15 protein-coding genes, 2 tRNA genes, 3 rRNA genes and 1 pseudogene are annotated in these 20,856 nt (G+C 61.2%); 15 read left to right on the plus strand and 6 right to left on the minus strand.

What is annotated here, in order from left to right:
• Window positions 1–3 precede the first annotated feature (3 nt).
• Window positions 4–1,734, minus strand: coding sequence for a proline--tRNA ligase (locus C0099_RS07035; RefSeq protein ID WP_102246780.1), 1,731 nt, complete (start codon window positions 1,732–1,734; stop codon window positions 4–6).
• 150 nt (window positions 1,735–1,884) lie between these two features.
• On the opposite strand from C0099_RS07035, the gene C0099_RS07040 reads away from it, so the two are divergent.
• The 3 genes from C0099_RS07040 (at window position 1,885) to coq7 (ending at window position 3,690) form a co-directional block, all read left to right on the plus strand.
• On the plus strand, window positions 1,885–2,415 hold the full coding sequence (locus C0099_RS07040) for an RNA pyrophosphohydrolase (protein ID WP_102246781.1): 531 nt from the start codon (window positions 1,885–1,887) through the stop codon (window positions 2,413–2,415).
• Window positions 2,416–2,578: 163 nt separating this feature from the next.
• On the plus strand, window positions 2,579–3,049 hold the full coding sequence (locus C0099_RS07045) for a CNP1-like family protein (RefSeq protein WP_228151671.1): 471 nt from the start codon (window positions 2,579–2,581) through the stop codon (window positions 3,047–3,049).
• A gap of 20 nt (window positions 3,050–3,069) precedes the next feature.
• Entirely contained in the window at window positions 3,070–3,690 is a 621-nt protein-coding gene (coq7, locus tag C0099_RS07050; protein ID WP_102248418.1) for a 2-polyprenyl-3-methyl-6-methoxy-1,4-benzoquinone monooxygenase, read from the plus strand.
• Window positions 3,691–3,712: 22 nt separating this feature from the next.
• On the opposite strand, the gene C0099_RS07055 is transcribed toward coq7, so the two are convergent.
• Window positions 3,713–4,132, minus strand: coding sequence for an OsmC family protein (locus C0099_RS07055; protein WP_102246783.1), 420 nt, complete (start codon window positions 4,130–4,132; stop codon window positions 3,713–3,715).
• A 471-nt stretch (window positions 4,133–4,603) separates the two neighbouring features.
• On the opposite strand from C0099_RS07055, the gene rplM reads away from it, so the two are divergent.
• The 4 genes from rplM to erpA all read left to right on the plus strand — a co-directional run bounded on the left by rplM (window position 4,604) and on the right by erpA (window position 7,052).
• Window positions 4,604–5,032 carry a 50S ribosomal protein L13 gene (rplM, locus tag C0099_RS07060; protein WP_102246784.1) on the plus strand — a complete coding sequence of 143 codons (429 nt, stop codon included), beginning with the start codon at window positions 4,604–4,606 and terminating at the stop codon, window positions 5,030–5,032.
• Window positions 5,033–5,045: 13 nt separating this feature from the next.
• On the plus strand, window positions 5,046–5,438 hold the full coding sequence (rpsI, locus tag C0099_RS07065; protein ID WP_102246785.1) for a 30S ribosomal protein S9: 393 nt from the start codon (window positions 5,046–5,048) through the stop codon (window positions 5,436–5,438).
• Window positions 5,439–5,547: 109 nt separating this feature from the next.
• Entirely contained in the window at window positions 5,548–6,576 is a 1,029-nt protein-coding gene (gene argC / locus C0099_RS07070) for an N-acetyl-gamma-glutamyl-phosphate reductase (RefSeq protein ID WP_102246786.1), read from the plus strand.
• A gap of 125 nt (window positions 6,577–6,701) precedes the next feature.
• A complete protein-coding gene (erpA, locus tag C0099_RS07075) occupies window positions 6,702–7,052 on the plus strand; it encodes an iron-sulfur cluster insertion protein ErpA (RefSeq protein ID WP_102246787.1) in 351 nt (116 codons plus the stop codon).
• 88 nt (window positions 7,053–7,140) lie between these two features.
• Here the strand turns inward: erpA and C0099_RS07080 are convergent, their stop codons facing one another.
• On the minus strand, window positions 7,141–8,478 hold the full coding sequence (locus tag C0099_RS07080) for a M23 family metallopeptidase (RefSeq protein WP_102246788.1): 1,338 nt from the start codon (window positions 8,476–8,478) through the stop codon (window positions 7,141–7,143).
• A gap of 105 nt (window positions 8,479–8,583) precedes the next feature.
• Here C0099_RS07080 and tyrS point away from each other — a divergent pair, with 105 nt between their 5' ends.
• The 6 genes from tyrS (at window position 8,584) to rrf (ending at window position 15,329) form a co-directional block, all read left to right on the plus strand.
• Window positions 8,584–9,783, plus strand: coding sequence for a tyrosine--tRNA ligase (gene tyrS / locus C0099_RS07085; RefSeq protein WP_102246789.1), 1,200 nt, complete (start codon window positions 8,584–8,586; stop codon window positions 9,781–9,783).
• 320 nt (window positions 9,784–10,103) lie between these two features.
• Window positions 10,104–11,647: ribosomal RNA gene (locus tag C0099_RS07090) — 16S ribosomal RNA — on the plus strand.
• 92 nt (window positions 11,648–11,739) lie between these two features.
• Window positions 11,740–11,816 (plus strand) — tRNA-Ile (locus C0099_RS07095).
• A gap of 27 nt (window positions 11,817–11,843) precedes the next feature.
• Window positions 11,844–11,919: transfer RNA gene (locus C0099_RS07100), tRNA-Ala, on the plus strand.
• 308 nt (window positions 11,920–12,227) lie between these two features.
• A 23S ribosomal RNA gene (locus C0099_RS07105) occupies window positions 12,228–15,113 on the plus strand.
• Between the two features lie 102 nt (window positions 15,114–15,215).
• Window positions 15,216–15,329: ribosomal RNA gene (rrf, locus tag C0099_RS07110) — 5S ribosomal RNA — on the plus strand.
• The 16S, 23S and 5S rRNA genes sit together here with 2 tRNA genes alongside, the layout of an rRNA operon.
• Window positions 15,330–15,419: 90 nt before the next feature.
• Here the strand turns inward: rrf and C0099_RS07115 are convergent.
• The 3 genes from C0099_RS07115 to trxA all read right to left on the minus strand — a co-directional run bounded on the left by C0099_RS07115 (window position 15,420) and on the right by trxA (window position 18,523).
• Window positions 15,420–16,757, minus strand: coding sequence for a TAXI family TRAP transporter solute-binding subunit (locus tag C0099_RS07115; protein ID WP_102246790.1), 1,338 nt, complete (start codon window positions 16,755–16,757; stop codon window positions 15,420–15,422).
• A gap of 49 nt (window positions 16,758–16,806) precedes the next feature.
• Window positions 16,807–18,066 carry a transcription termination factor Rho gene (gene rho / locus C0099_RS07120; RefSeq protein ID WP_102246791.1) on the minus strand — a complete coding sequence of 420 codons (1,260 nt, stop codon included), beginning with the start codon at window positions 18,064–18,066 and terminating at the stop codon, window positions 16,807–16,809.
• Window positions 18,067–18,196: 130 nt separating this feature from the next.
• Complete coding sequence (gene trxA, locus C0099_RS07125) at window positions 18,197–18,523, minus strand: thioredoxin TrxA (protein ID WP_102246792.1); 327 nt, start codon at window positions 18,521–18,523, stop codon at window positions 18,197–18,199.
• Window positions 18,524–18,794: 271 nt separating this feature from the next.
• On the opposite strand from trxA, the gene fdxA reads away from it, so the two are divergent.
• Complete coding sequence (gene fdxA / locus C0099_RS07130; RefSeq protein WP_102246793.1) at window positions 18,795–19,118, plus strand: ferredoxin FdxA; 324 nt, start codon at window positions 18,795–18,797, stop codon at window positions 19,116–19,118.
• 39 nt (window positions 19,119–19,157) lie between these two features.
• A pseudogene (locus tag C0099_RS07135) lies at window positions 19,158–20,805 on the plus strand (AMP-binding protein).
• Window positions 20,806–20,856 lie beyond the last annotated feature (51 nt).

Here is a 20,856-nt window from a genome sequence, read left to right on the forward strand (position 1 = left end):
GCCTCAGTCCGTCGTCTGCGGCGTCAGGCGGCGCACGGTCTCGTCGACGGCCTCGTCCGGGGAGAATTTGCTCGCCTGCTCCTCGCGCCGTCCCTGAATTTCGACCACGCCGTCCTTGAGGCCCCGGTCGCCGACGACGATGCGCTGCGGCACGCCGATCAGTTCCCAGTCGGCGAACATCGCCCCGGGGCGCTCTCCACGGTCGTCCAGAATGACATCCACGCCGGCGGCGACGAGTTCGTCGTGCAGCCGTTTGGCTGTCTCGCGCACGGCTTCTGATTTGTCGAATCCGATCGGGCAGATCACGGCCTTGAACGGTGCGATGCTCGCCGGCCAGATGATGCCGCGCGCGTCGTGATTCTGTTCGATGGCCGCGCCCAGGATGCGCGACACGCCGATGCCGTAGCAGCCCATCTCCATGACCTGCTCGCGTCCGTTCTCGTCGACGAACCTGCAGTCGAGTGCCTCGGCGTACTTGGTGCGCAACTGGAAGATGTGGCCAACTTCGATGCCGCGGCAGATCTCGAGCGCACCCTTGCCGTCCGGCGACGGGTCGCCGGCGACGACGTTGCGCAGGTCGGCCACTTCCGGCTCGGTGAAGTCGCGGCCGATGTTGGCGCCGGTGTAGTGCCAGTCGTCCTGATTGGCACCGATGACGAAGTCGGCCAACGCAGCGACCGAGCGGTCCATGATCACGCGCCCCTTGAAACCGACCGGCCCCAGCGATCCGGGCGCTGCGCCGAACGCAGCCTGGATGGCCTCGGCGCTGGCGAAGGCGAGCGGGTCGGCGATGCCTTCGAGCTTCTGTGCCTTGATCGCGTTCAGTTCGTGGTCACCCCTTACCAGCATCAGGACGGGCGCGCGTCCGGCCTCGTCGTCGCCTTCGACGACGATCGCCTTGACGGTGCGTTCGGCGCCGATCTTCAGGAAGTTGGCCAGTTCGGCAATGGTCTTCACGCCGGGGGTGTGAACCTTCTGGAGTCCGGCCGTGGGCGAGGGGCGCGCCGCATTCGGTGCGAGCGCCTCGGCCAGTTCGACGTTGGCCGCGTAATCGGATTGCGGACACCAGGCGATGTCGTCTTCTCCGGTTTCGGCGATGACGTGGAATTCGTGTGAGCCGGTGCCGCCGATCGAGCCGGTGTCGGCGGCTACCGCCCGGAACTGCAGGCCGATGCGGGTGAAGATGCGCGAATAGGTATCGTGCATGTTGCGGTATTCGCGTACCAGATCGTCATGGCTGGCGTGGAAGGAATAGCCGTCCTTCATCAGGAACTCTCGTCCGCGCATGACGCCGAAGCGCGGCCGGATCTCGTCGCGGAACTTGGTCTGGATCTGGTAGAAGTGGCGCGGCAGCTGGCGATAGCTCTTGAGCTCGCGGCGCGCCATGTCGGTGACGACTTCCTCGTGCGTGGGGCCCACCACGAAGTCGCGCTGGTGACGGTCCTGAAAGCGCAGCAGTTCCGGGCCATAGTGTGCCCAGCGGCCCGACTCCTGCCACAGCTCGGCGGGCTGGACGGCGGGCATCAGCACTTCGACGGCGCCAGCGCGGTTCATTTCCTCGCGCACGATGTTCTCGACCTTGCGCAGGCTGCGCAGTCCGGTGGGCATCCAGGTGTAGATGCCGGCGGCGACCTTGCGGATCAGGCCGGCACGCAGCATGAGCTGGTGGCTGACCACCTCGGCGTCGGACGGCGCTTCCTTCAGGGTGGAGATGAAGAACCTGCTGGCGAACATCGTGTCGTTCCGTGCGAATGGGTTGAAAATCGGTCGCACATTCTAGCAGTGCACCGGGTGCGACGGCGGAGCCGGCGCGGGTTTCGCGCTTTCCAACGCCCGTCAAGTGTGGAAAAATTGACGCAACACGGATGAATCAAGGGTTCGACCATGCTCGATCGTGACGGCTATCGCCCGAACGTCGGCATCATTCTGGTCAACGCGCGCAATGAGGTTTTCTGGGGCAAGCGGATACGCGAGCATTCCTGGCAGTTCCCGCAGGGCGGCATCAAGCACGGGGAGAGCCCGCAGCAGGCCATGTACCGGGAACTGTTCGAGGAAGTCGGGCTCAAGCCCGAACATGTGAAGATTCTCGGACGCACGCGCGGCTGGTTGAAGTACGACGTTCCTAAGCACTGGATACGCCGCGAATGGCGCAGTACCTATCGCGGACAGAAGCAGATCTGGTTTCTCTTGCGGCTCACGGGTCGCGATACCGACGTGTCGCTGAGGGCGAGCAGGCATCCGGAGTTCGACGCCTGGCGCTGGAGTGAGTACTGGGTACCGCTCGAGGCGGTCATCGAGTTCAAGCGGCAGGTCTATCAGCGGGCCCTGGCGGAGCTGTCGGCGATCCTGTTCAGGCCGCACACGCCGGAAGTTCCTCCCGAGTATCGTGACTTTGCGATGGTCAGGGAGTCTTGAGCGAGTTCGTCCATGCGCTCCCGTCTGCGAATGGCGCCCGCCGCTAGGTCCGATGGCACGGCGCTCAGGCCGGCGGCGCGGGGCCTTGCGGAGTGCGTGCTTGTTGCGAGGTGATTCGATGTTGCAGGGGTTTTCGAGGGCCGGCAGGCTGGCCGCGGTTGTGATGTTTTTCCCGGCGTGCGCGCTGGCTGGCCTGTTCACCGAGGCGGATCCGAACTGGCAGGAGGATGCGGTGGAATATCCGCCGCCGCCGCGCGAGGAAGATCTGCACAAGTTCTTCGTGACTGCTGCTTCGCCCAACGCGTTCTACGTGGACAAGGCTTCGATGAGTCTGGGCGAGGACCGCGTGGTGCGCTTCACGCTGGTGGTGCGCACGCCCGGTGGTGCCGAGAACATCACCTTCGAGGGGATTCGCTGTGCGACTGGCGAGCGCCGCCTCTACGCGCGCTGGCGTCCGCAGGAAGAGCAGTGGTCGCCCGCGCGCCGTTCGGAGTGGGAGCCCTTGCGTGCGACCGGCTACAACATGCCACGAGCGGTGCTGGCGGCGCAGCACTTCTGCGACGGGCCGGCGCCGCCGCGAACACTCGGTGATGCGCGGCGTGGACTGATCTACGGAAACGGAAACTATCAATGATGCGCAGTGTGAACCGCACGATTGGCGATCGCGCGATCGTGCATTTCGACAAGGCGCTCAGGACGCTGTTCGCGCCGGCCGCGAGCGTGCGTCCGGTCCCCGGTGCCGATCTTCCCGAGGCGTCGCTGTCGGCCTCGCAGAAGGCCGAGACGGCCGCGCTGATGCGCGTCAATCATTGCGGCGAGATCTGTGCGCAGGCGCTCTATCAGGGGCAGGCCGTGACCGCACGCGAGGCGCGCATTCGGGAAGAACTCGAGCGCGCCGCGGCGGAGGAGACCGAACATCTGGCGTGGACCGAGCGGCGCATCCACGAACTGGGCGGGCGCAAGAGCCTGCTCAACCCGCTATGGTATGCCGGTTCGCTGGCGCTCGGGATGGTCGCCGGGCGGCTCGGTGACCGCTGGAGTCTGGGATTTCTTGCTGAGACCGAACATCAGGTGGAGAGTCATCTCGACGGGCATCTGGGCCGCATTGCGGCCGAGGATGCACGCACCCGGGCGATCGTCGAGCAGATGAAGCTCGACGAGGCCGGTCATGCGCAAACGGCGATCAATCTGGGCGGACGGGAATTGCCGGCGCCGGCGCGTGCGGCGATGCGACTGATGGGGCGCGTCATGACTACGCTCTCGCATCGCATCTGACCTCGCGGCACCGAGTAGGTCGTCAGTCGGCCTCGACGATTTCCCAGGTGTGTTCGATGCTGGCGGTCTTGCCCAGCATGACCGAGGCCGAGCAGTACTTGTCCGCGGACAGGTGGATTGCGCGCTCGACGGCTTCCGGCTTGAGCTTGTGGCCGGTGATGCGGTAGTGAAAGCCGATGCGGGTAAACACCTTGGGGTCGCTGTCGGCGCGCTCCGCGACAAGGCGCACTTCGCAATCGCGCACATCGTGCCGGCCACGTCGCAGGATCAGCACGACGTCGAACGCCGAGCAGCCGCCCGCGCCGGCGAGCATCATCTCCATCGGGCGCGGCGCGAGATTGCGACCGCCTGCATCGGGCGCGCCATCCATCGTGACAAGATGTCCGGAGCCTGTTTCGGCGACGAAGGTCACGCCATCGAGCCATTTGATCGTGCATTCCATGCTTTTTTTTCCTGCGTGTCGAAGGGGAGTCCGTCGCCGATTTTAGCCGATGCGCGGTTTCGACGTTTTCGAGTGTCCGTGGCGGAACTATCGGAGGCGGGGGAGGTCGTAGTTTGTGTATGCAACGAACCCATTCAAATGCCTAGGTTTTTCAAGGACCTATTTGATAAACAAAGCTTATCCAGGCATCAGAATATTTATGGTGCGCCGCACAAAAAATGCTTGCATGAAGCGCGCGCGACCCGGATAATTCGTCTCAGTCGGATCGCTGGTGTATGAAGCGATCCAGTCGATGTCTCCTCCACCCTCCTCCTTTGGTGTGGATTCAACGCAGTCCGGAATCCGGACTGCGTTTTTTTTGCCTGCGCGGGCACGCGCGAGCGCATTGACATCGCAGTCCTTTGTCCCGTAGTATCGCCTGCTTTCCGTTTCATGGCCCGTGGCAGGGCCGGACAAGAATCGAGGAATCGAATGAAAACGTTTTCTGCCAAGCCGCATGAAGTCAAGCGCGACTGGTTTGTTGTCGATGCGTCCGACAAGGTGCTTGGCCGTCTTGCGGCTGAGGTTGCCCGTCGTCTGCGTGGCAAGCACAAGGCGATCTATACGCCTCACGTCGATACCGGCGACTACATCGTCGTGGTCAACGTCGACAAGCTTCGCGTGACCGGCAACAAGGCGCTCGACAAGAAGTACTACCATCACACCGGATATCCGGGTGGTATCCGTGAAACCAACTTCACGAAGCTGCAGCAGCGCTTCCCGGCTCGCGTGCTCGAGAAGGCCGTCAAGGGCATGCTGCCGAAGGGCCCGCTGGGTTACGCGATGCTCAAGAAGCTCAAGTGCTACGCGGGCGCCGAGCATCCGCACACCGCCCAGCAGCCCAAAGTTCTCGAGATCTGACAGGAGCCCATCAATGGCTGTTAGCTACAATTACGGTACCGGCCGGCGCAAGACCGCCGTGGCGCGCGTGTTCATGAAGCCGGGTTCCGGCAGCATCGTCGTCAACGGCAAGCCCGTCGACGAATTCTTCTCGCGCGAGACGGGTCGCATGATCGTGCGTCAGCCGCTGGTGCTGACCGAGAACGACTCGCGCTTCGACATCATGGTCAACGTCAGTGGTGGCGGCGAATCCGGACAGGCCGGCGCAGTGCGTCACGGCATTACCCGGGCGCTGATCGACTTCGATGCGGAACTCAAGGGTGCGCTGCGCAAGGCGGGCTTCGTCACGCGTGACGCGCGTGAGGTCGAGCGTAAGAAGGTCGGCTTCCGCAAGGCGCGCCGTCGCAAGCAGTTCTCGAAGCGCTGATCACGATCGCGCTTTACCGCGAGGCCGCCTCTTCGGGCGGCCTTTGTCGTTGTGAAAGCCGCTTTCCGGTACTGTTGCAGGGGTTATTGCTGTTTTGACGGAGACGAAGATGATCAAGGTCGGCGTGGTTGGCGGCACCGGGTATACCGGGGTTGAGTTGCTGAGGCTGCTGTGTTGTCACGCGGAGGCCGAAGTGGTGACGATCACGTCGCGCGGCGACGCAGGTACGGCCGTCGCGGACATGTTTCCGAGTCTGCGCGGACGGGTGGATCTGGACTTTGTCGCCCCGGCCGATGCCGACCTGGAGCGCTGCGACGTGGTGTTCTTCGCCACGCCCAACGGAATTGCGATGCAACAGGCGGCCGGGCTGGTGGCCGCCGGTGTGCGGGTGATCGATCTCGCCGCCGACTTCCGCATTCGCGATGTCGCACTCTGGGAGAAATGGTACGGCATGCAACACGCAGCGCCGGATCTCGTTGCCGAGGCCGTCTACGGCTTGCCGGAACTCAATCGCGAGGCGATTCGCGGTGCGCGTCTGGTGGCCAATCCAGGGTGTTATCCGACCGCAGTGCAGCTTGGCTTCCTGCCGTTGATCGAGGCAGGCGTGATCGACCCCTCGGCCTTGATCGCGGACGCCGCATCGGGCGCCTCCGGGGCCGGTCGTAAGGCGGAAGTGCGCACGCTGCTGGCCGAGGCGTCCGACAGCTTTCAGGCGTATGGCGCGTCCGGTCATCGTCATCTGCCAGAGATCAGCCAGGGTCTGTCCGGCATGGCAGGGGCTCGCGTCGGCTTGACCTTCGTTCCGCACCTGCTGCCCATGGTGCGCGGCATCCATGCGACGCTGTACGGCCGCATCACGCGCGAGGCGGATTTCCAGGCGCTGTTCGAGCAGCGTTTCGCCGACGAGCCCTTCGTCGACGTAATGCCGCCGGGTCGTCATCCCGAGACGCGCTCGGTGCGTGCGAGCAACCTGTGTCGCATCGCGATCCATAGACCACAGGACGGAGACGTCGTGGTCGTGCTGGCAGTCATCGACAACCTGGTCAAGGGCGCGGCGGGACAGGCCGTGCAGAACATGAACATCATGTTCGGCCTGGATGAACGTGAAGGGCTCGACGGCGTACCCGTCAGTCCCTGATTCGGGGTAAGCTGAGCGCGTGTACGCGCGCTTGGCGCGAAATCCCAGGAACTCATCGTGTCGCGGGTTATCCAAGACGCGTCACGGTAGCCGTTGCGGCGGCAAACCTGCTTCAAGGAGAACGTATGAGCACCACTGCCGAAATGCCTGATCTGCTGGTCTTCACCGACAGCGCGGCCGACAAGGTCCGCGAACTGATCGAGGAGGAGGGCAATCCAGACCTCAAGTTGCGCGTGTTCGTCTCGGGTGGCGGTTGCTCGGGCTTCCAGTACGGATTCACGTTCGACGAGGAAGTCGCGGAGGACGATACATCCCTCGAGAAGAACGGGGTGACCCTGCTGATCGATTCGATGAGCTACCAGTATTTGCTGGGTGCGGAGATCGACTACTCGGAGGGCCTCGAGGGCGCGCAGTTCGTGATCCGCAATCCGAACGCCACGAGTACCTGCGGCTGCGGTTCGTCGTTCTCGGTCTGACCCGCGCTCGGCAAGCTTCCGGGGTTTCGTCGGAAGAAAGAAAAGGGGCCCGTCGAGGGCCCCTTTTTTCGTCGCTTCGCTACGCGGCTCAGTCGCCGCGCGCGGCCAGCGTCGTGGGCTGGTGATTGAGCAGGGCGAGGCGGTCGAGCATCGGCTCGGCGACGGCACGGAATTCGGCCAGCGCCTTGCCCTCGAGCGGCTTGACGGGCGGCAACGCGATCTTCAGGGGGTCGTGCGGCACGTTGTTGATGCGGATCTCGTAGTGCAAATGCGGACCTGTGGCCCAGCCGGTCATGCCGACATAGGCGATGGGGTCACCCTGGCGCACGCGCTGCCCCTTGTGTACGCCTTTGGCGAAGCCGTTCAGGTGGGCATATAGCGTGGAATATCCGTCACGATGGCGGATGACGACCGTCTTGCCGTAGCCGTTCTGCGTCCCGACGAAGCTCACGCGTCCATCCGACGAAGCCTTGACCGGCGTTCCGGTGGGTGCGGCGAAGTCGGTTCCGTTGTGACTGCGCCAGCGCTTGTGGATGGGGTGCATGCGACGTCCGAAGTTCGACGAGATCCGCGTGAACTCCAGCGGATAGCGCAGGAAGGCCTGGTTCAGTCCACGGCCGTCGGGCGTGTAATAAACCTCGTTGCCATCCGCCTCTCGATGCAGCACGACGCGGTAGGTGTCACCCTGGTTCTCGAACTCTGCGGCGAGGATGCGCCCCGTGCGAACCGGTACGCCGCTGTCGTAGATTGTTTCGTAGACCACGCTGAAACGGTCGCCACTACGGATGTCGCGGGAGAAGTCGATCTGTGTGCCGAAGATTTCCGCGAAGCGGCTGGCAACGCTGTCAGGCACGCCGGCCGCATCGGTGGCGCCGAACAGCGAGTGGGTGATCACGCCACCACGCATCTCGACGAGTGTGTCGATGTCGGCCTCGGAAGATCCGGAAAGGGCGAAGGCGTCACCTTCACGTTTGACGACGAAACGTTCGCTGCTGCGTGAAACCGGAAGATTGAGCGAGACCAGCTTGCCGTCGGGCGCGACCATTGCGACCAGCGAGCGCCCTGCACGCAGCTGGCGCAAGACCTGGTTGGCCTCTTTGCTGGTGTTCATGAACGCCCAGGCCTGTTCGTCGGCGACGCCGAGGCGACGGAAGATCGACTGCAGCGTATCGCCCGAGCGGATGCGCTCGTTGTAAACGAAGGGAAGCGTCGGCTCGGGTGGAAGCGCCTCGAGGCCGGGTGCGCCCAGATCCTCGACCACCGATTCCGGCACGAAGGACAGGCCGCTCTCCCCGGGGGGAACGGCGGTGGCGGCGACGACGCCAAGCAGGGAAATGACGAAGACTGCAGCCGACAGCGGGATCCGCTTGGGTTTGGACGATTGCCGCTGTGATTCCGCTAGAATCCCGTTTTCCCTGAGCCGCATGAGTACCCTTGGCGTAAAAGTTGATGAAGTCTAGCAAAGGCTTGGGTGCAAATCCAAAGCAATAAAGTTTTACCGGAAGTGTCAGAAATCTTGTCGGAGAAATGCATGGTCGATGTCGGTGCGTCGCTCGAGTACATCAAGCGTGGCGTGGACGAGTTGCTCGTCGAGGAAGAGATGGTCGAGAAGTTGCGCTCGGGGCGCCCCTTGCGCGTCAAGGCCGGCTTCGATCCGACCGCGCCCGACCTGCATCTGGGGCATACGGTGCTGATCAACAAGTTGCGCCATTTCCAGGAGCAGGGGCATCACGTGATGTTTCTGATCGGCGACTTCACCGGCATGATCGGCGATCCGTCGGGCAAGAACGCCACGCGACCGCCGCTGTCGCGCGAGCAGATTCTCGAGAATGCGCGCACCTACCAGGATCAGGTCTTTCGAATTCTCGATCCCGAGCGCACCGAGATCTGCTTCAACTCGGCGTGGATGGAAGGTCTCGGCTCGGCGGGCATGATCCGGCTGGCCTCGCATCATTCGGTCGCGCGCATGCTCGAACGCGACGATTTCGCCAAACGCTACGCGGCAGGTCAGTCGATCGCGATCCATGAATTCCTCTATCCGCTGTGTCAGGGCTACGATTCGGTGGCGATGAGGTCCGACGTCGAACTCGGCGGCACCGACCAGAAATTCAATCTCCTGGTCGGACGGGAGCTGCAACGTCACTACGGCCAGTCGCCGCAGTGCGTGCTGACGATGCCGCTGCTCGTCGGGCTGGACGGTGTCAATAAGATGTCCAAGTCGCTGGGCAACTACATTGGCATCACCGAGCCGGCACGCGGGATATTCGGCAAGCTCATGTCGATCTCGGACGATTTGATGTGGCGCTACTTCGAGTTACTGTCATTCCGACCGATCGACGAGGTGCGCAGGCTCCGTCAGGAGGTGGAGGCGGGCCGCAACCCGCGCGACGCCAAGGTGCTGCTTGCGCAGGAAATCGTCGAACGCTTCCATGATCGCAGGGCGGCCGAAGATGCGCTCGAGGCCTTCGAGGCGCGCTTCCGGCGAGGAGAAGTACCCGACGATCTGCCAGAGATCGCACTGAGCACCGACGGTGGTGGGCTGCCGCTCGTCCAGGTGCTCAAGCAGGCCGGTCTGACTGCGAGCACCTCGGAGGCGATGCGTCTCATCGGGCAGGGCGCCGTGCGCGTCGACGGTGAACGTGTCGAGGATCGGGGCTTGCATCTCGAAGCCGGTCGAAGCGTGCTCGTGCAGGTCGGCAAGCGTCGGTTCGCCTCGGTTTCGTTGAATTGATGGCTCACGCTTGACACCCTGATTGTGGTCGCTATACTGCGCGGCTCGCTGCTTCGAGCGCGCTGTTTTGTGGTGCGGGATTCGGGGTTGTGAGGGGTGTTCCGGGGTGTTGAGGATTTGCTCTGGGGTGCTTGACGAAGCGTGCTGTGTTGTTCATACTCTCGCTTCTTCGCTGCCGGGTGGCAGCGGTTCTTTAAAAATTTGGACAATCGATAAGTGTGGGTGCTTGGTCGGTTGTGGATCTGCGAGGCCTTCGGGTCTCGGGAATCACAAAGATTGAGTGCTCATTTTGTCAGCAATGACTTTGAGTGCTGTGGATTGAACTTAAGAGTTTGATCCTGGCTCAGATTGAACGCTGGCGGCATGCTTTACACATGCAAGTCGAGCGGCAGCACGGGTGCTTGCACCTGGTGGCGAGCGGCGAACGGGTGAGTAATGCATCGGAACGTACCCATGTGGTGGGGGATAACCACTCGAAAGAGTGGCTAATACCGCATACGCCCTGAGGGGGAAAGCGGGGGACTTCTTCGGGAGCCTCGCGCCATTGGAGCGGCCGATGTCGGATTAGCTAGTAGGTGGGGTAAAGGCTCACCTAGGCGACGATCCGTAGCTGGTCTGAGAGGATGATCAGCCACATCGGGACTGAGACACGGCCCGAACTCCTACGGGAGGCAGCAGTGGGGAATTTTGGACAATGGGGGCAACCCTGATCCAGCCATGCCGCGTGAGTGAAGAAGGCCTTCGGGTTGTAAAGCTCTTTCAGTCGGGAAGAAACGGGGCTCTCTAACATAGGGTCTTAATGACGGTACCGACAGAAGAAGCACCGGCTAACTACGTGCCAGCAGCCGCGGTAATACGTAGGGTGCGAGCGTTAATCGGAATTACTGGGCGTAAAGCGTGCGCAGGCGGTTGTGTAAGACAGGTGTGAAATCCCCGGGCTTAACCTGGGAACTGCGCTTGTGACTGCACGGCTAGAGTACGGCAGAGGGGGGTGGAATTCCACGTGTAGCAGTGAAATGCGTAGAGATGTGGAGGAACACCGATGGCGAAGGCAGCCCCCTGGGCCGATACTGACGCTCATGCACGAAAGCGTGGGTAGCAAACAGGATTAGATACCCTGGTAGTCCACGCCCTAAACGATGCCAACTAGTCGTTCGGAGAGGTAACTTTCTGAGTGACGCAGCTAACGCGTGAAGTTGGCCGCCTGGGGAGTACGGTCGCAAGATTAAAACTCAAAGGAATTGACGGGGACCCGCACAAGCGGTGGATGATGTGGATTAATTCGATGCAACGCGAAAAACCTTACCTACCCTTGACATGCCTGGAACTTGGTAGAGATACCTTGGTGCCTTCGGGAGCCAGGACACAGGTGCTGCATGGCTGTCGTCAGCTCGTGTCGTGAGATGTTGGGTTAAGTCCCGCAACGAGCGCAACCCTTATCGTTAATTGCCATCATTGAGTTGGGCACTTTAGCGAGACTGCCGGTGACAAACCGGAGGAAGGTGGGGATGACGTCAAGTCCTCATGGCCCTTATGGGTAGGGCTTCACACGTCATACAATGGTCGGTACAGAGGGTTGCCAAGCCGCGAGGTGGAGCTAATCTCTTAAAGCCGATCGTAGTCCGGATCGTAGTCTGCAACTCGACTACGTGAAGTCGGAATCGCTAGTAATCGTGGATCAGCATGCCACGGTGAATACGTTCCCGGGTCTTGTACACACCGCCCGTCACACCATGGGAGTGGGTTTCACCAGAAGTGGGTAGCTTAACCTCTCGAGGGGGCGCTCACCACGGTGAGATTCATGACTGGGGTGAAGTCGTAACAAGGTAGCCGTAGGGGAACCTGCGGCTGGATCACCTCCTTTCAAGAGAAGAACGGGTTCGCAGTCGTCTTCAAGCGCCCACAACTTATCGATTGTCCGGATGAAAGAAGAGCCTCGAACGAAGAAGTGCCCGAGGGTCTGTAGCTCAGCTGGTTAGAGCACCGTCTTGATAAGGCGGGGGTCGTTGGTTCGAACCCAACCAGACCCACCACTGATCAGATTGTGCGCACACAACGCGGGGGCTGTAGCTCAGCTGGGAGAGCATCGGCTTTGCAAGCCGAGGGTCGTCGGTTCGATCCAGACCAGCTCCACCAGAGTATTGGGGGCGTACAGACCGATTCGTTCGAAGTAAGGGAAGGTTAAGCAGTGTGGCCGCGGCGGTAGCGGGTGGCTGCAGTGCTTAGCCTTGGCTTTTTGAGGCTTGCGTTCTTTAACAAATTGGGAAGTGTAAAGCGTGTGGCCGCCGGCGTTTATGTCAGGTCGGTGGCTACATGGGTTGTGTGATTGCATTGAAACAAATCGCGCTGCGCTGGCTTTGAACCGGCACGGTGGAGCGCGAGAAGCACACGAGACGCGTTGAGTGCCGATGACTGGTTCCCTGGTGACAGGGGCATGGTTATAGGATCAAGCGACTAAGTGCATGTGGTGGATGCCTTGGCGATCACAGGCGATGAAGGACGTGCAAGCCTGCGAAAAGCTACGGGGAGCTGGCAATGGAGCTTTGATCCGTAGATATCCGAATGGGGAAACCCGGCCCGCAAGGGTCACCTCTGGCTGAATACATAGGCCAGTTGGGGCGAACCGAGCGAACTGAAACATCTAAGTAGCTCGAGGAAAAGAAATCAACCGAGATTGCGCAAGTAGTGGCGAGCGAACGCGCAACAGCCTGCACGACTAAACCATTGATTTAGCAGAACGGTCTGGAAAGTCCGGCGATACAGGGTGATAGCCCCGTATGCGAAAAATCGGTGGCGGGTCTGAGCGTGCGACAAGTAGGGCGGGACACGTGAAATCCTGTCTGAAGATGGGGGGACCATCCTCCAAGGCTAAATACTCGTGATCGACCGATAGTGAACCAGTACCGTGAGGGAAAGGCGAAAAGAACCCCGGGAGGGGAGTGAAATAGATCCTGAAACCGCATGCATACAAACAGTGGGAGCCTCCTTGAGGGGTGACTGCGTACCTTTTGTATAATGGGTCAGCGACTTACGTCATGTTGCGAGCTTAACCGATTAGGGGAGGCGTAGCGAAAGCGAGTCTGATAAGGGCGCTTGAGTAGCATGATGTAGACCCGAAACCGGATGATCTATCCATGGCCAGGATGAAGGTGCGGTAACACGCACTGGAGGTCCGAACCCACTAATGTTGAAAAATTAGGGGATGAGCTGTGGATAGGGGTGAAAGGCTAAACAAATCCGGAGATAGCTGGTTCTCCCCGAAAACTATTTAGGTAGTGCGTCGTACGGACACTTGCGGGGGTAGAGCACTGTAATCGTTGGGGGGTCATCGCGATTTACCCCGCGATCGCAAACTCCGAATACCGCAAAGTGATATACGGCAGACAGACAGCGGGTGCTAACGTCCGTTGTCAAGAGGGAAACAACCCAGACCGCCAGCTAAGGTCCCAAATGCATGGCTAAGTGGCAAACGAGGTGGGAAGGCCCAGACAGCTAGGAGGTTGGCTTAGAAGCAGCCATCCTTTAAAGAAAGCGTAATAGCTCACTAGTCGAGTCGTCCTGCGCGGAAGATGTAACGGGGCTCAAGCCATGAACCGAAGCTGCGGATGCACTATGTGCATGGTAGGGGAGCGTTCCGTAGGCCTGTGAAGGTGTCTTGTGAAGGATGCTGGAGGTATCGGAAGTGCGAATGCTGACATGAGTAGCGATAAAGGGAGTGAAAAGCTCCCTCGCCGAAAGCCCAAGGTTTCCTGCGCAACGTTCATCGGCGCAGGGTGAGTCGGCCCCTAAGGCGAGGCTGAAAAGCGTAGTCGATGGGAAACAGGTCAATATTCCTGTACCGCTCTATGATGCGATGGGGGGACGGAGAAGGTTAGCTCAGCCGGGTGTTGGACGTCCCGGTTCAAGCGTGTAGGCGTGCTCTCTAGGCAAATCCGGAGAGCTGAGCCAAGGCGTGATAACGAGAGCCCTTGTGGCTCGAAGTGAGTGATACCCTGCTTCCAGGAAAAGCCTCTAAGCTTCAGTCATAGAGTGACCGTACCGCAAACCGACACAGGTGGGCAGGTAGAAAATACCCAGGCGCTTGAGAGAACTCAGGAGAAGGAACTCGGCAAATTGATACCGTAACTTCGGGAGAAGGTATGCCCATGGTAGGTGAAGCCCCTCGCGGGTGGAGCTGACGTGGGCCGCAGAGAATCGGTGGCTGCGACTGTTTATTAAAAACACAGCACTGTGCAAAATCGAAAGATGACGTATACGGTGTGACGCCTGCCCGGTGCCGGAAGGTTAAGTGATGGGGTGAGAGCTCTTGATCGAAGCCCCGGTAAACGGCGGCCGTAACTATAACGGTCCTAAGGTAGCGAAATTCCTTGTCGGGTAAGTTCCGACCTGCACGAATGGCGTAACGATGGCCACACTGTCTCCTCCTGAGACTCAGCGAAGTTGAAGTGTTTGTGAAGATGCAATCTCCCCGCGGCAAGACGGAAAGACCCCATGAACCTTTACTGTAGCTTTGCATTGGACTTTGACGTCACTTGTGTAGGATAGGTGGGAGGCTTTGAAGTGGGAACGCCAGTTCTCATGGAGCCAACCTTGAAATACCACCCTGGTGTCGTTGAGGTTCTAACCTGGGTCCGTGAATCCGGATCGGGGACCGTGCATGGCAGGCAGTTTGACTGGGGCGGTCTCCTCCCAAAGAGTAACGGAGGAGTACGAAGGTCATCTAGACACGGTCGGACATCGTGTTGATAGTGCAATGGCAGAAGATGGCTTGACTGCGAGACCGACAAGTCGAGCAGGTGCGAAAGCAGGTCATAGTGATCCGGTGGTTCTGTATGGAAGGGCCATCGCTCAACGGATAAAAGGTACTCTGGGGATAACAGGCTGATTCCGCCCAAGAGTTCACATCGACGGCGGAGTTTGGCACCTCGATGTCGGCTCATCACATCCTGGGGCTGTAGCCGGTCCCAAGGGTATGGCTGTTCGCCATTTAAAGTGGTACGTGAGCTGGGTTTAAAACGTCGTGAGACAGTTTGGTCCCTATCTGCCGTGGGCGCTGGAAGTTTGAGAGGACCTGCTCCTAGTACGAGAGGACCGGAGTGGACGCACCTCTGGTGTACCGGTTGTGACGCCAGTCGCATCGCCGGGTAGCTAAGTGCGGAAGAGATAACCGCTGAAAGCATCTAAGCGGGAAACTCGCCTCAAGATGAGACTTCCCTCAGGCCTTGAGCCTGCTGAAGGGTCGTTGAAGACCACAACGTTGATAGGCCGGGTGTGTAAGCGCAGTAATGCGTTGAGCTAACCGGTACTAATTGCCCGTGAGGCTTGATCCTATAACCATGCAACACAACGTGAATCCGTGCGCTCGACGCAATCACGCAGCCCAACACTCAAAACACACACGCCAAACACCCCCAATTTGTTACCCGTCAAAGTCTGACGACCATAGCAGCCTGGAACCACACCTTCCCATCCCGAACAGGAACGTGAAACAGGCCCGCGCCGATGATAGTGCAGATTACCTGTGTGAAAGTAGGTCATCGTCAGACTAACCAACAGCAAAAAGCCGCTGAATCAAATCGATTCAGCGGCTTTTTTGCGTCCGGCTACGCACACCGTGCACAGTCGCGTCGGCCGCATTACGGTGACGCATGTCGCGCGCGCGCATGGGCGTCTTTCAGGTGCTGCAATCTGCTGCGAACGAGCTGGATGTGTTCGCGCAAGGTATAGAGCTCATTGTTGTACGACAGTGGTACGCGTCGATGATTGGCGCGCTCCTCGATGCGATCGAGTTGCGCTATGTATTCATCGATCTGCGCGTCCGATGCATCCTGTTCGATGCGGCGCTCGAGAAACTTCAGTTCGCCGTACCAGCGATAGATGCGCGAGCGCATTCTCCAGGAGTAAAGGGCGGGCAGGATGCGCATGAGCGGGATCATGATCGCCACCAAGGGCAGCAGCGCGATGAGCAGGCGGTCGACGAGGATCGCCAGCCAGAACGGCAGATAGCGCTGGAGGAAGGGCGGGCCGGCGTCGTAGAGGCGTTGCGCGACGCTGCTCGGTGGCAGGTCGCGTCCGAGCAGGACGGGATACTCGCCCGCCCGCTGGAAGAGTCCCGGCCCGCCATGAATGTCGCGTGCGGCCTGCAGCAGAAGGCTGATGATGGCCGGGTGGAGATCGCTGCGCGCGACGAGGTTGGCGGTGGCGCCTAGCAGGGTGACGTCGCGCGGCGGGCTGATGTCGACGAGATCGATGGATCCGGCGGGCAGAACCACGGTCTCCAAGTGTGGCATGCGTCGCGCATAGGCGGGGGTGTGCGTCAGTTCCGCGAGTTCGATGCCGGGCGCGTGAAGCAGCGTACGGACGATCGGGCTCTCGGCTCCAGAGATGACGAAGAGCGCATCGACGCGGCCATCGAACAGTGCCTGAGTCGCTTGTTCGCCGCCGGTCGTCATCAGGCCTTCGGCATTGAGCGGGATGCCGCTCGCGGCGAGCATCTGCAGTGCGAGCAGGTGGGTGCCGCTGCCCGGCTCTCCCATGGCGACACGCTTGCCGTCCAGTTGGGCCAGGCGTGTCAGTGGGGCGTCGAGACGGTGGAAGATCCAGGCCGGCTCGAAATACATGCTGCCGAGGGAGATCAGGTCGGTCGAGTCGGGTTCGTGGGCGATGCCACTCTGGATGAAAGCGAGATCGACCGTCGAGTCGGTCTTGAGGGCGCGCAGATTCTCGACAGAGCCCGACGAGGGGCGTAGCACGAGTTCGATGCCCTCACGTTCGAGTGACGCGCGATATCGTTCGGCGAACATGGCGTAGCCACCGGCAGGTGTTCCGGTCATCATCGTCACGCTGCGCGGCGGTGCCGGGCGAACAATGCTGAACAGCAGCCAGAAGGACAGAGCCAACACGGCGAAGCCGGTGACTACCGTCACCGCCACGACCACCCCGGACTGGTCCTTGAACCATCGCAGAGTACTCATGCTTCGTCCGCTCCGGTGAGAGTCGCGGGCCGCGAAGCCCGCCGCGGCTTCAGCCGCGTCGCATCGCGTCGAAGAATTCCGCGTTGTTCTTGGTCGCCTTGACCTTGTCGAGCAGGAATTCCATTGCGTCCATGTCGTCCATGCCGTAGAGCAGCTTGCGCAGAATCCAGACCTTCTGGAGGATGTCCGGCTTCATCAGCAACTCTTCGCGTCGCGTGCCCGAGCGATTGACGTTGATCGCAGGATAGACGCGCTTCTCCGCCATGCGACGGTCCAGGTGCAGTTCCATGTTGCCGGTGCCCTTGAACTCCTCGTAGATCACGTCGTCCATGCGGCTGCCGGTGTCGATCAGCGCGGTGGCGATGATCGTCAGGCTACCACCTTCCTCAATGTTGCGCGCTGCGCCGAAAAAGCGCTTGGGTTTCTGCAACGCGTTTGCGTCGACACCACCGGTGAGTACCTTGCCGGAGGCGGGTACGACGGTGTTGTATGCGCGTGCCAGTCGGGTCAGGGAGTCGAGCAGGATCACCACGTCCTTCTTGTGTTCGGTCAGGCGCTTGGCCTTCTCGATGACCATTTCGGCAACCTGCACGTGACGCGAGGCGGGCTCGTCGAAGGTCGAGGCCACCACCTCGCCGCGCACCGAGCGCTGCATCTCGGTGACTTCCTCCGGACGCTCGTCGATCAACAGCACGATGACGGTGATGTCCGGGTGGTTGGTGATGATGGCGTGGGCAATGTGCTGCAGCATCACCGTCTTGCCGCTTTTCGGCGACGATACGATCAGTCCGCGCTGGCCCTTGCCGATCGGCGCGATCATGTCGATCACGCGGCCGGTGATGTTCTCTTCGCTGCGGATGTCGCGCTCGAGCTTCAGGCACTCGTTGGGGTGCAGCGGCGTGAGGTTCTCGAACAGGATCTTGTGCTTGCAGTTCTCGGGCGGTTCGCCGTTGATCTTGTCGAGCTTGACCATCGCGAAGTAGCGCTCGCCGTCCTTGGGCGTGCGGATCTCGCCTTCGATGGTGTCGCCGGTGTGCAGGTTGAAGCGGCGAATCTGGGACGGCGAGACATAGATGTCGTCGGTCCCGGCCAGGTACGACGTGTCGGGCGAGCGCAGGAAGCCGAAGCCGTCCGGCAACACCTCGAGGGCGCCGTCACCGAAGATCGGCTCGCCCTTCTTGGCCCGGTTCTTCAGCAGTGCGAATACGAGTTCCTGTTTCTTCAGCCGGTTTGCGCCGTCGATGCCATTGGTGGTGGCCATTTCGAGCAGCTGGCTGACGTGGAGGGCTTTGAGCTCCGATAGATGCATGGCAGGTGTGTGCGCGATCGCGCTTCAGGTGAATGAATGATCGGAAGGGAGACGGAGACGGATCTCGGTGCCGCCCGGCGGTTGCCCGGCGACAGGCGGGGAGCGCCCGGCAGGGCGCCCGCATGCGGAATCAGAGGTTGCTGTCGATGAACGCCGTCAGTTGGGACTTGGACAATGCGCCGACCTTGGTCGCCTCGACATTGCCACCCTTGAAAAGCATCAGTGTGGGGATGCCACGAATGCCGAACTTAGCCGGTGTTTCCTGATTGTCGTCGATGTTGAGCTTGGCGATCTTGAGCTTGCCTGCGTACTCGCTGGCAATGTCGTCGAGGATCGGGGCGATCATCTTGCACGGTCCGCACCATTCTGCCCAGTAGTCCACCAGAACCGGGAGCGGTTCCTGCAGGACTTCGGCGTCGAAGTTGCTGTCGGTGACGTGATGAATGTGTTCGCTCATGTTTCCTCGCGTGGATGTTTCGAAGGGCGTGAAAGTGTTTGGTGTGCGACCGTGCCGCGCGCGACGCACGGGCAGGTGAGAGTCGGGAGTGTTCGGAGATGTTCCGAGTGATGCCGAAACTTATGCCAAGCCGTGCGTTGCGTCAAGGTTTTCCCCGGCGAGAGCGCCTGACGGCGTTGCGAACGTGGCGAAAACCCCCTCTCGTCGGCTATATTGTCGGGCACTGCGGACGAATCGATGCGTCCCCAACAACACCCGGAGAACCCTTCCCATGACCTATGTTGTGACCGAATCCTGCATCCGCTGCAAGTACACCGACTGTGTGGACGTGTGCCCGGTGGACTGTTTCCGTGAAGGACCGAACTTTCTCGTGATCGACCCCGACGAGTGCATCGACTGCACGCTGTGCGTGGCCGAATGCCCGGTCGAGGCGATCTTCGCCGAGGACGACGTGCCCGATGACCAGCAGCATTTCATCGAACTCAACGCGGAGCTGGCCAAGCAGTGGCCGGCCATCGTCGAGACCAAGGACGCGCCGGCCGATGCCGACGAGTGGGCCCAGGTCAAGGACAAGCTGGGCGAACTCGAACGCTGAGGGTCGGATCGGTCGGTGCAGGCAGACGGAGCGCGAGCAATGGAGCGGATCTGGTTGCGCAGCTATCCGTCGGGCGTGCCTGCCGAGATCGAGCCCGATTACGCGAACCTTGTCGAGGCGATCGAAGAGGCGGCACGGCGTTTCGCCGAACGCCCAGCCTATGTATGCATGGGACGCAGTCTGACCTATGCAGAACTCGATCGTCTGTCGCTGCATTTCGCCGCCTTCCTGCGTATGGATCTCGGGCTTGAGCCCGGTGCGCGCGTGGCGCTGATGCTGCCCAATGTGCTGCAGTATCCGGTCGCCTTGTTCGGGGCCTTGCGCGCGGGCTGCACCGTGGTCAACGTCAATCCGCTCTATACGGCGCGTGAGCTTGAGCATCAGCTCGTCGATTCCGGTGCCGGCACGCTCCTCGTACTCGAGAATTTCGCTCACACGGTCGCCAGACTCGGAGACGCTGTTCCGCGCAACGTCGTGGTCACGGGTCTGGGCGATCTGCTCGGCGCACCGAAGCGCTGGCTCGTCAACTTCGTGGTGCGCCATGTGCGCAAGATGGTGCCCGCATGGAGGCTGCCAGGGCATGTGCGCTTTGACGACGCGCTCGCGCGCGGGGCTCGGCGCAGTTTCGAGCCGGTGACGCCCGCGCCCGGGGACATCGCCTTCCTGCAGTACACCGGGGGTACGACCGGGCGCGGTGCTCACGCACGCCAACATCTGCGCCAACCTCGCCCAGGCGCACGCGTGGATTCGTCCGTGCGTCGAGGAGGGACGCGAACTCATCGTCACCGCGCTGCCGCTCTATCACATCTTCTCGCTGACCGCGAACTGCCTGATGTTCGGCAGCCTCGGTGCGACCAATCTGCTGATCACCAATCCGCGTGACATCCCGGGCTTCGTCAAGGAACTCGGCCGTCACCGGTTCACGGCGATCACTGGCGTCAACACCCTGTTCAATGCGCTGCTCAACCACCCCGACTTTGGCAAGCTCGATTTCTCCTCGCTCAAGATCACGCTGGGCGGTGGCATGGCCGTGCAGCGCCGCGTGGCCGAGCGCTGGCAGGCAGCCACCGGAAACACCTTGATCGAGGCCTATGGCCTGACCGAAACCTCGCCGGCAGTGAGCATCAACCCGCTCGACCTGGACCACTACAACCATTCCATCGGTTTGCCCCTGCCGTCGACCGATGTGTCCATCCGCGACGACGACGACAACGAGCTGCCGCCCGGGGAGCCGGGTGAGCTGTGCATCCGCGGACCACAGGTTATGAGCGAGTATTGGCAGCGTCCCGAGGAGACGGCCGCCGCCTTCACCGTGGACGGTTTCTTCCGTTCTGGCGACATCGCGACGATGGACGAGCACGGCTTTCTGACCATCGTCGATCGCAAGAAGGACATGATCAACGTGTCCGGCTTCAACGTCTTTCCCAACGAGATCGAGGACGTGCTCGCCTCCCATCCGCAGGTGCTCGAGGCCGCGGCGGTGGGTGTGCCCGACGAGCGCAGCGGCGAGCTGGTCAAGGTCTTCGTCGTGCGGCGCGATGTCTCGCTGACCGAAGACGCGCTGATCGCGCATTGCCGGGCGAGCCTGACCGCCTACAAGGTGCCGCACCGCGTGGAGTTTCGCGATTCGCTGCCCAAGACCAACGTCGGCAAGATCCTGCGCCGGGCCTTGCGCGACGAAGAGTGAGCCTCGCTCGCGTGCTAGAATCCGCAGCCTCGAAACGACGGCCTGCGCGCG

This window comes from Pseudazoarcus pumilus (assembly GCF_002872475.1).
GTDB classification, from domain to species: Bacteria; Pseudomonadota; Gammaproteobacteria; order Burkholderiales; family Rhodocyclaceae; genus Pseudazoarcus; species Pseudazoarcus pumilus.

Excerpts from the sequence above, each read along its gene's own strand:
- C0099_RS07080 (WP_102246788.1), bottom strand. The coding sequence starts at position 8,478 with ATGCGGCTCAGGGAAAACGGGATTCTAGCGGAATCACAGCGGCAATCG.
- trxA (WP_102246792.1), bottom strand. The coding sequence starts at position 18,523 with ATGAGCGAACACATTCATCACGTCACCGACAGCAACTTCGACGCCGAA.
- C0099_RS07035 (WP_102246780.1), bottom strand. The coding sequence starts at position 1,734 with ATGTTCGCCAGCAGGTTCTTCATCTCCACCCTGAAGGAAGCGCCGTCC.
- C0099_RS07055 (WP_102246783.1), bottom strand. The coding sequence starts at position 4,132 with ATGGAATGCACGATCAAATGGCTCGATGGCGTGACCTTCGTCGCCGAA.
- C0099_RS07045 (WP_228151671.1), top strand. The coding sequence starts at position 2,579 with ATGTTTTTCCCGGCGTGCGCGCTGGCTGGCCTGTTCACCGAGGCGGAT.
- rho (WP_102246791.1), bottom strand. The coding sequence starts at position 18,066 with ATGCATCTATCGGAGCTCAAAGCCCTCCACGTCAGCCAGCTGCTCGAA.
- erpA (WP_102246787.1), top strand. The coding sequence starts at position 6,702 with ATGAGCACCACTGCCGAAATGCCTGATCTGCTGGTCTTCACCGACAGC.
- tyrS (WP_102246789.1), top strand. The coding sequence starts at position 8,584 with ATGGTCGATGTCGGTGCGTCGCTCGAGTACATCAAGCGTGGCGTGGAC.
- rplM (WP_102246784.1), top strand. The coding sequence starts at position 4,604 with ATGAAAACGTTTTCTGCCAAGCCGCATGAAGTCAAGCGCGACTGGTTT.
- C0099_RS07040 (WP_102246781.1), top strand. The coding sequence starts at position 1,885 with ATGCTCGATCGTGACGGCTATCGCCCGAACGTCGGCATCATTCTGGTC.
- fdxA (WP_102246793.1), top strand. The coding sequence starts at position 18,795 with ATGACCTATGTTGTGACCGAATCCTGCATCCGCTGCAAGTACACCGAC.
- C0099_RS07115 (WP_102246790.1), bottom strand. The coding sequence starts at position 16,757 with ATGAGTACTCTGCGATGGTTCAAGGACCAGTCCGGGGTGGTCGTGGCG.
- rpsI (WP_102246785.1), top strand. The coding sequence starts at position 5,046 with ATGGCTGTTAGCTACAATTACGGTACCGGCCGGCGCAAGACCGCCGTG.
- argC (WP_102246786.1), top strand. The coding sequence starts at position 5,548 with ATGATCAAGGTCGGCGTGGTTGGCGGCACCGGGTATACCGGGGTTGAG.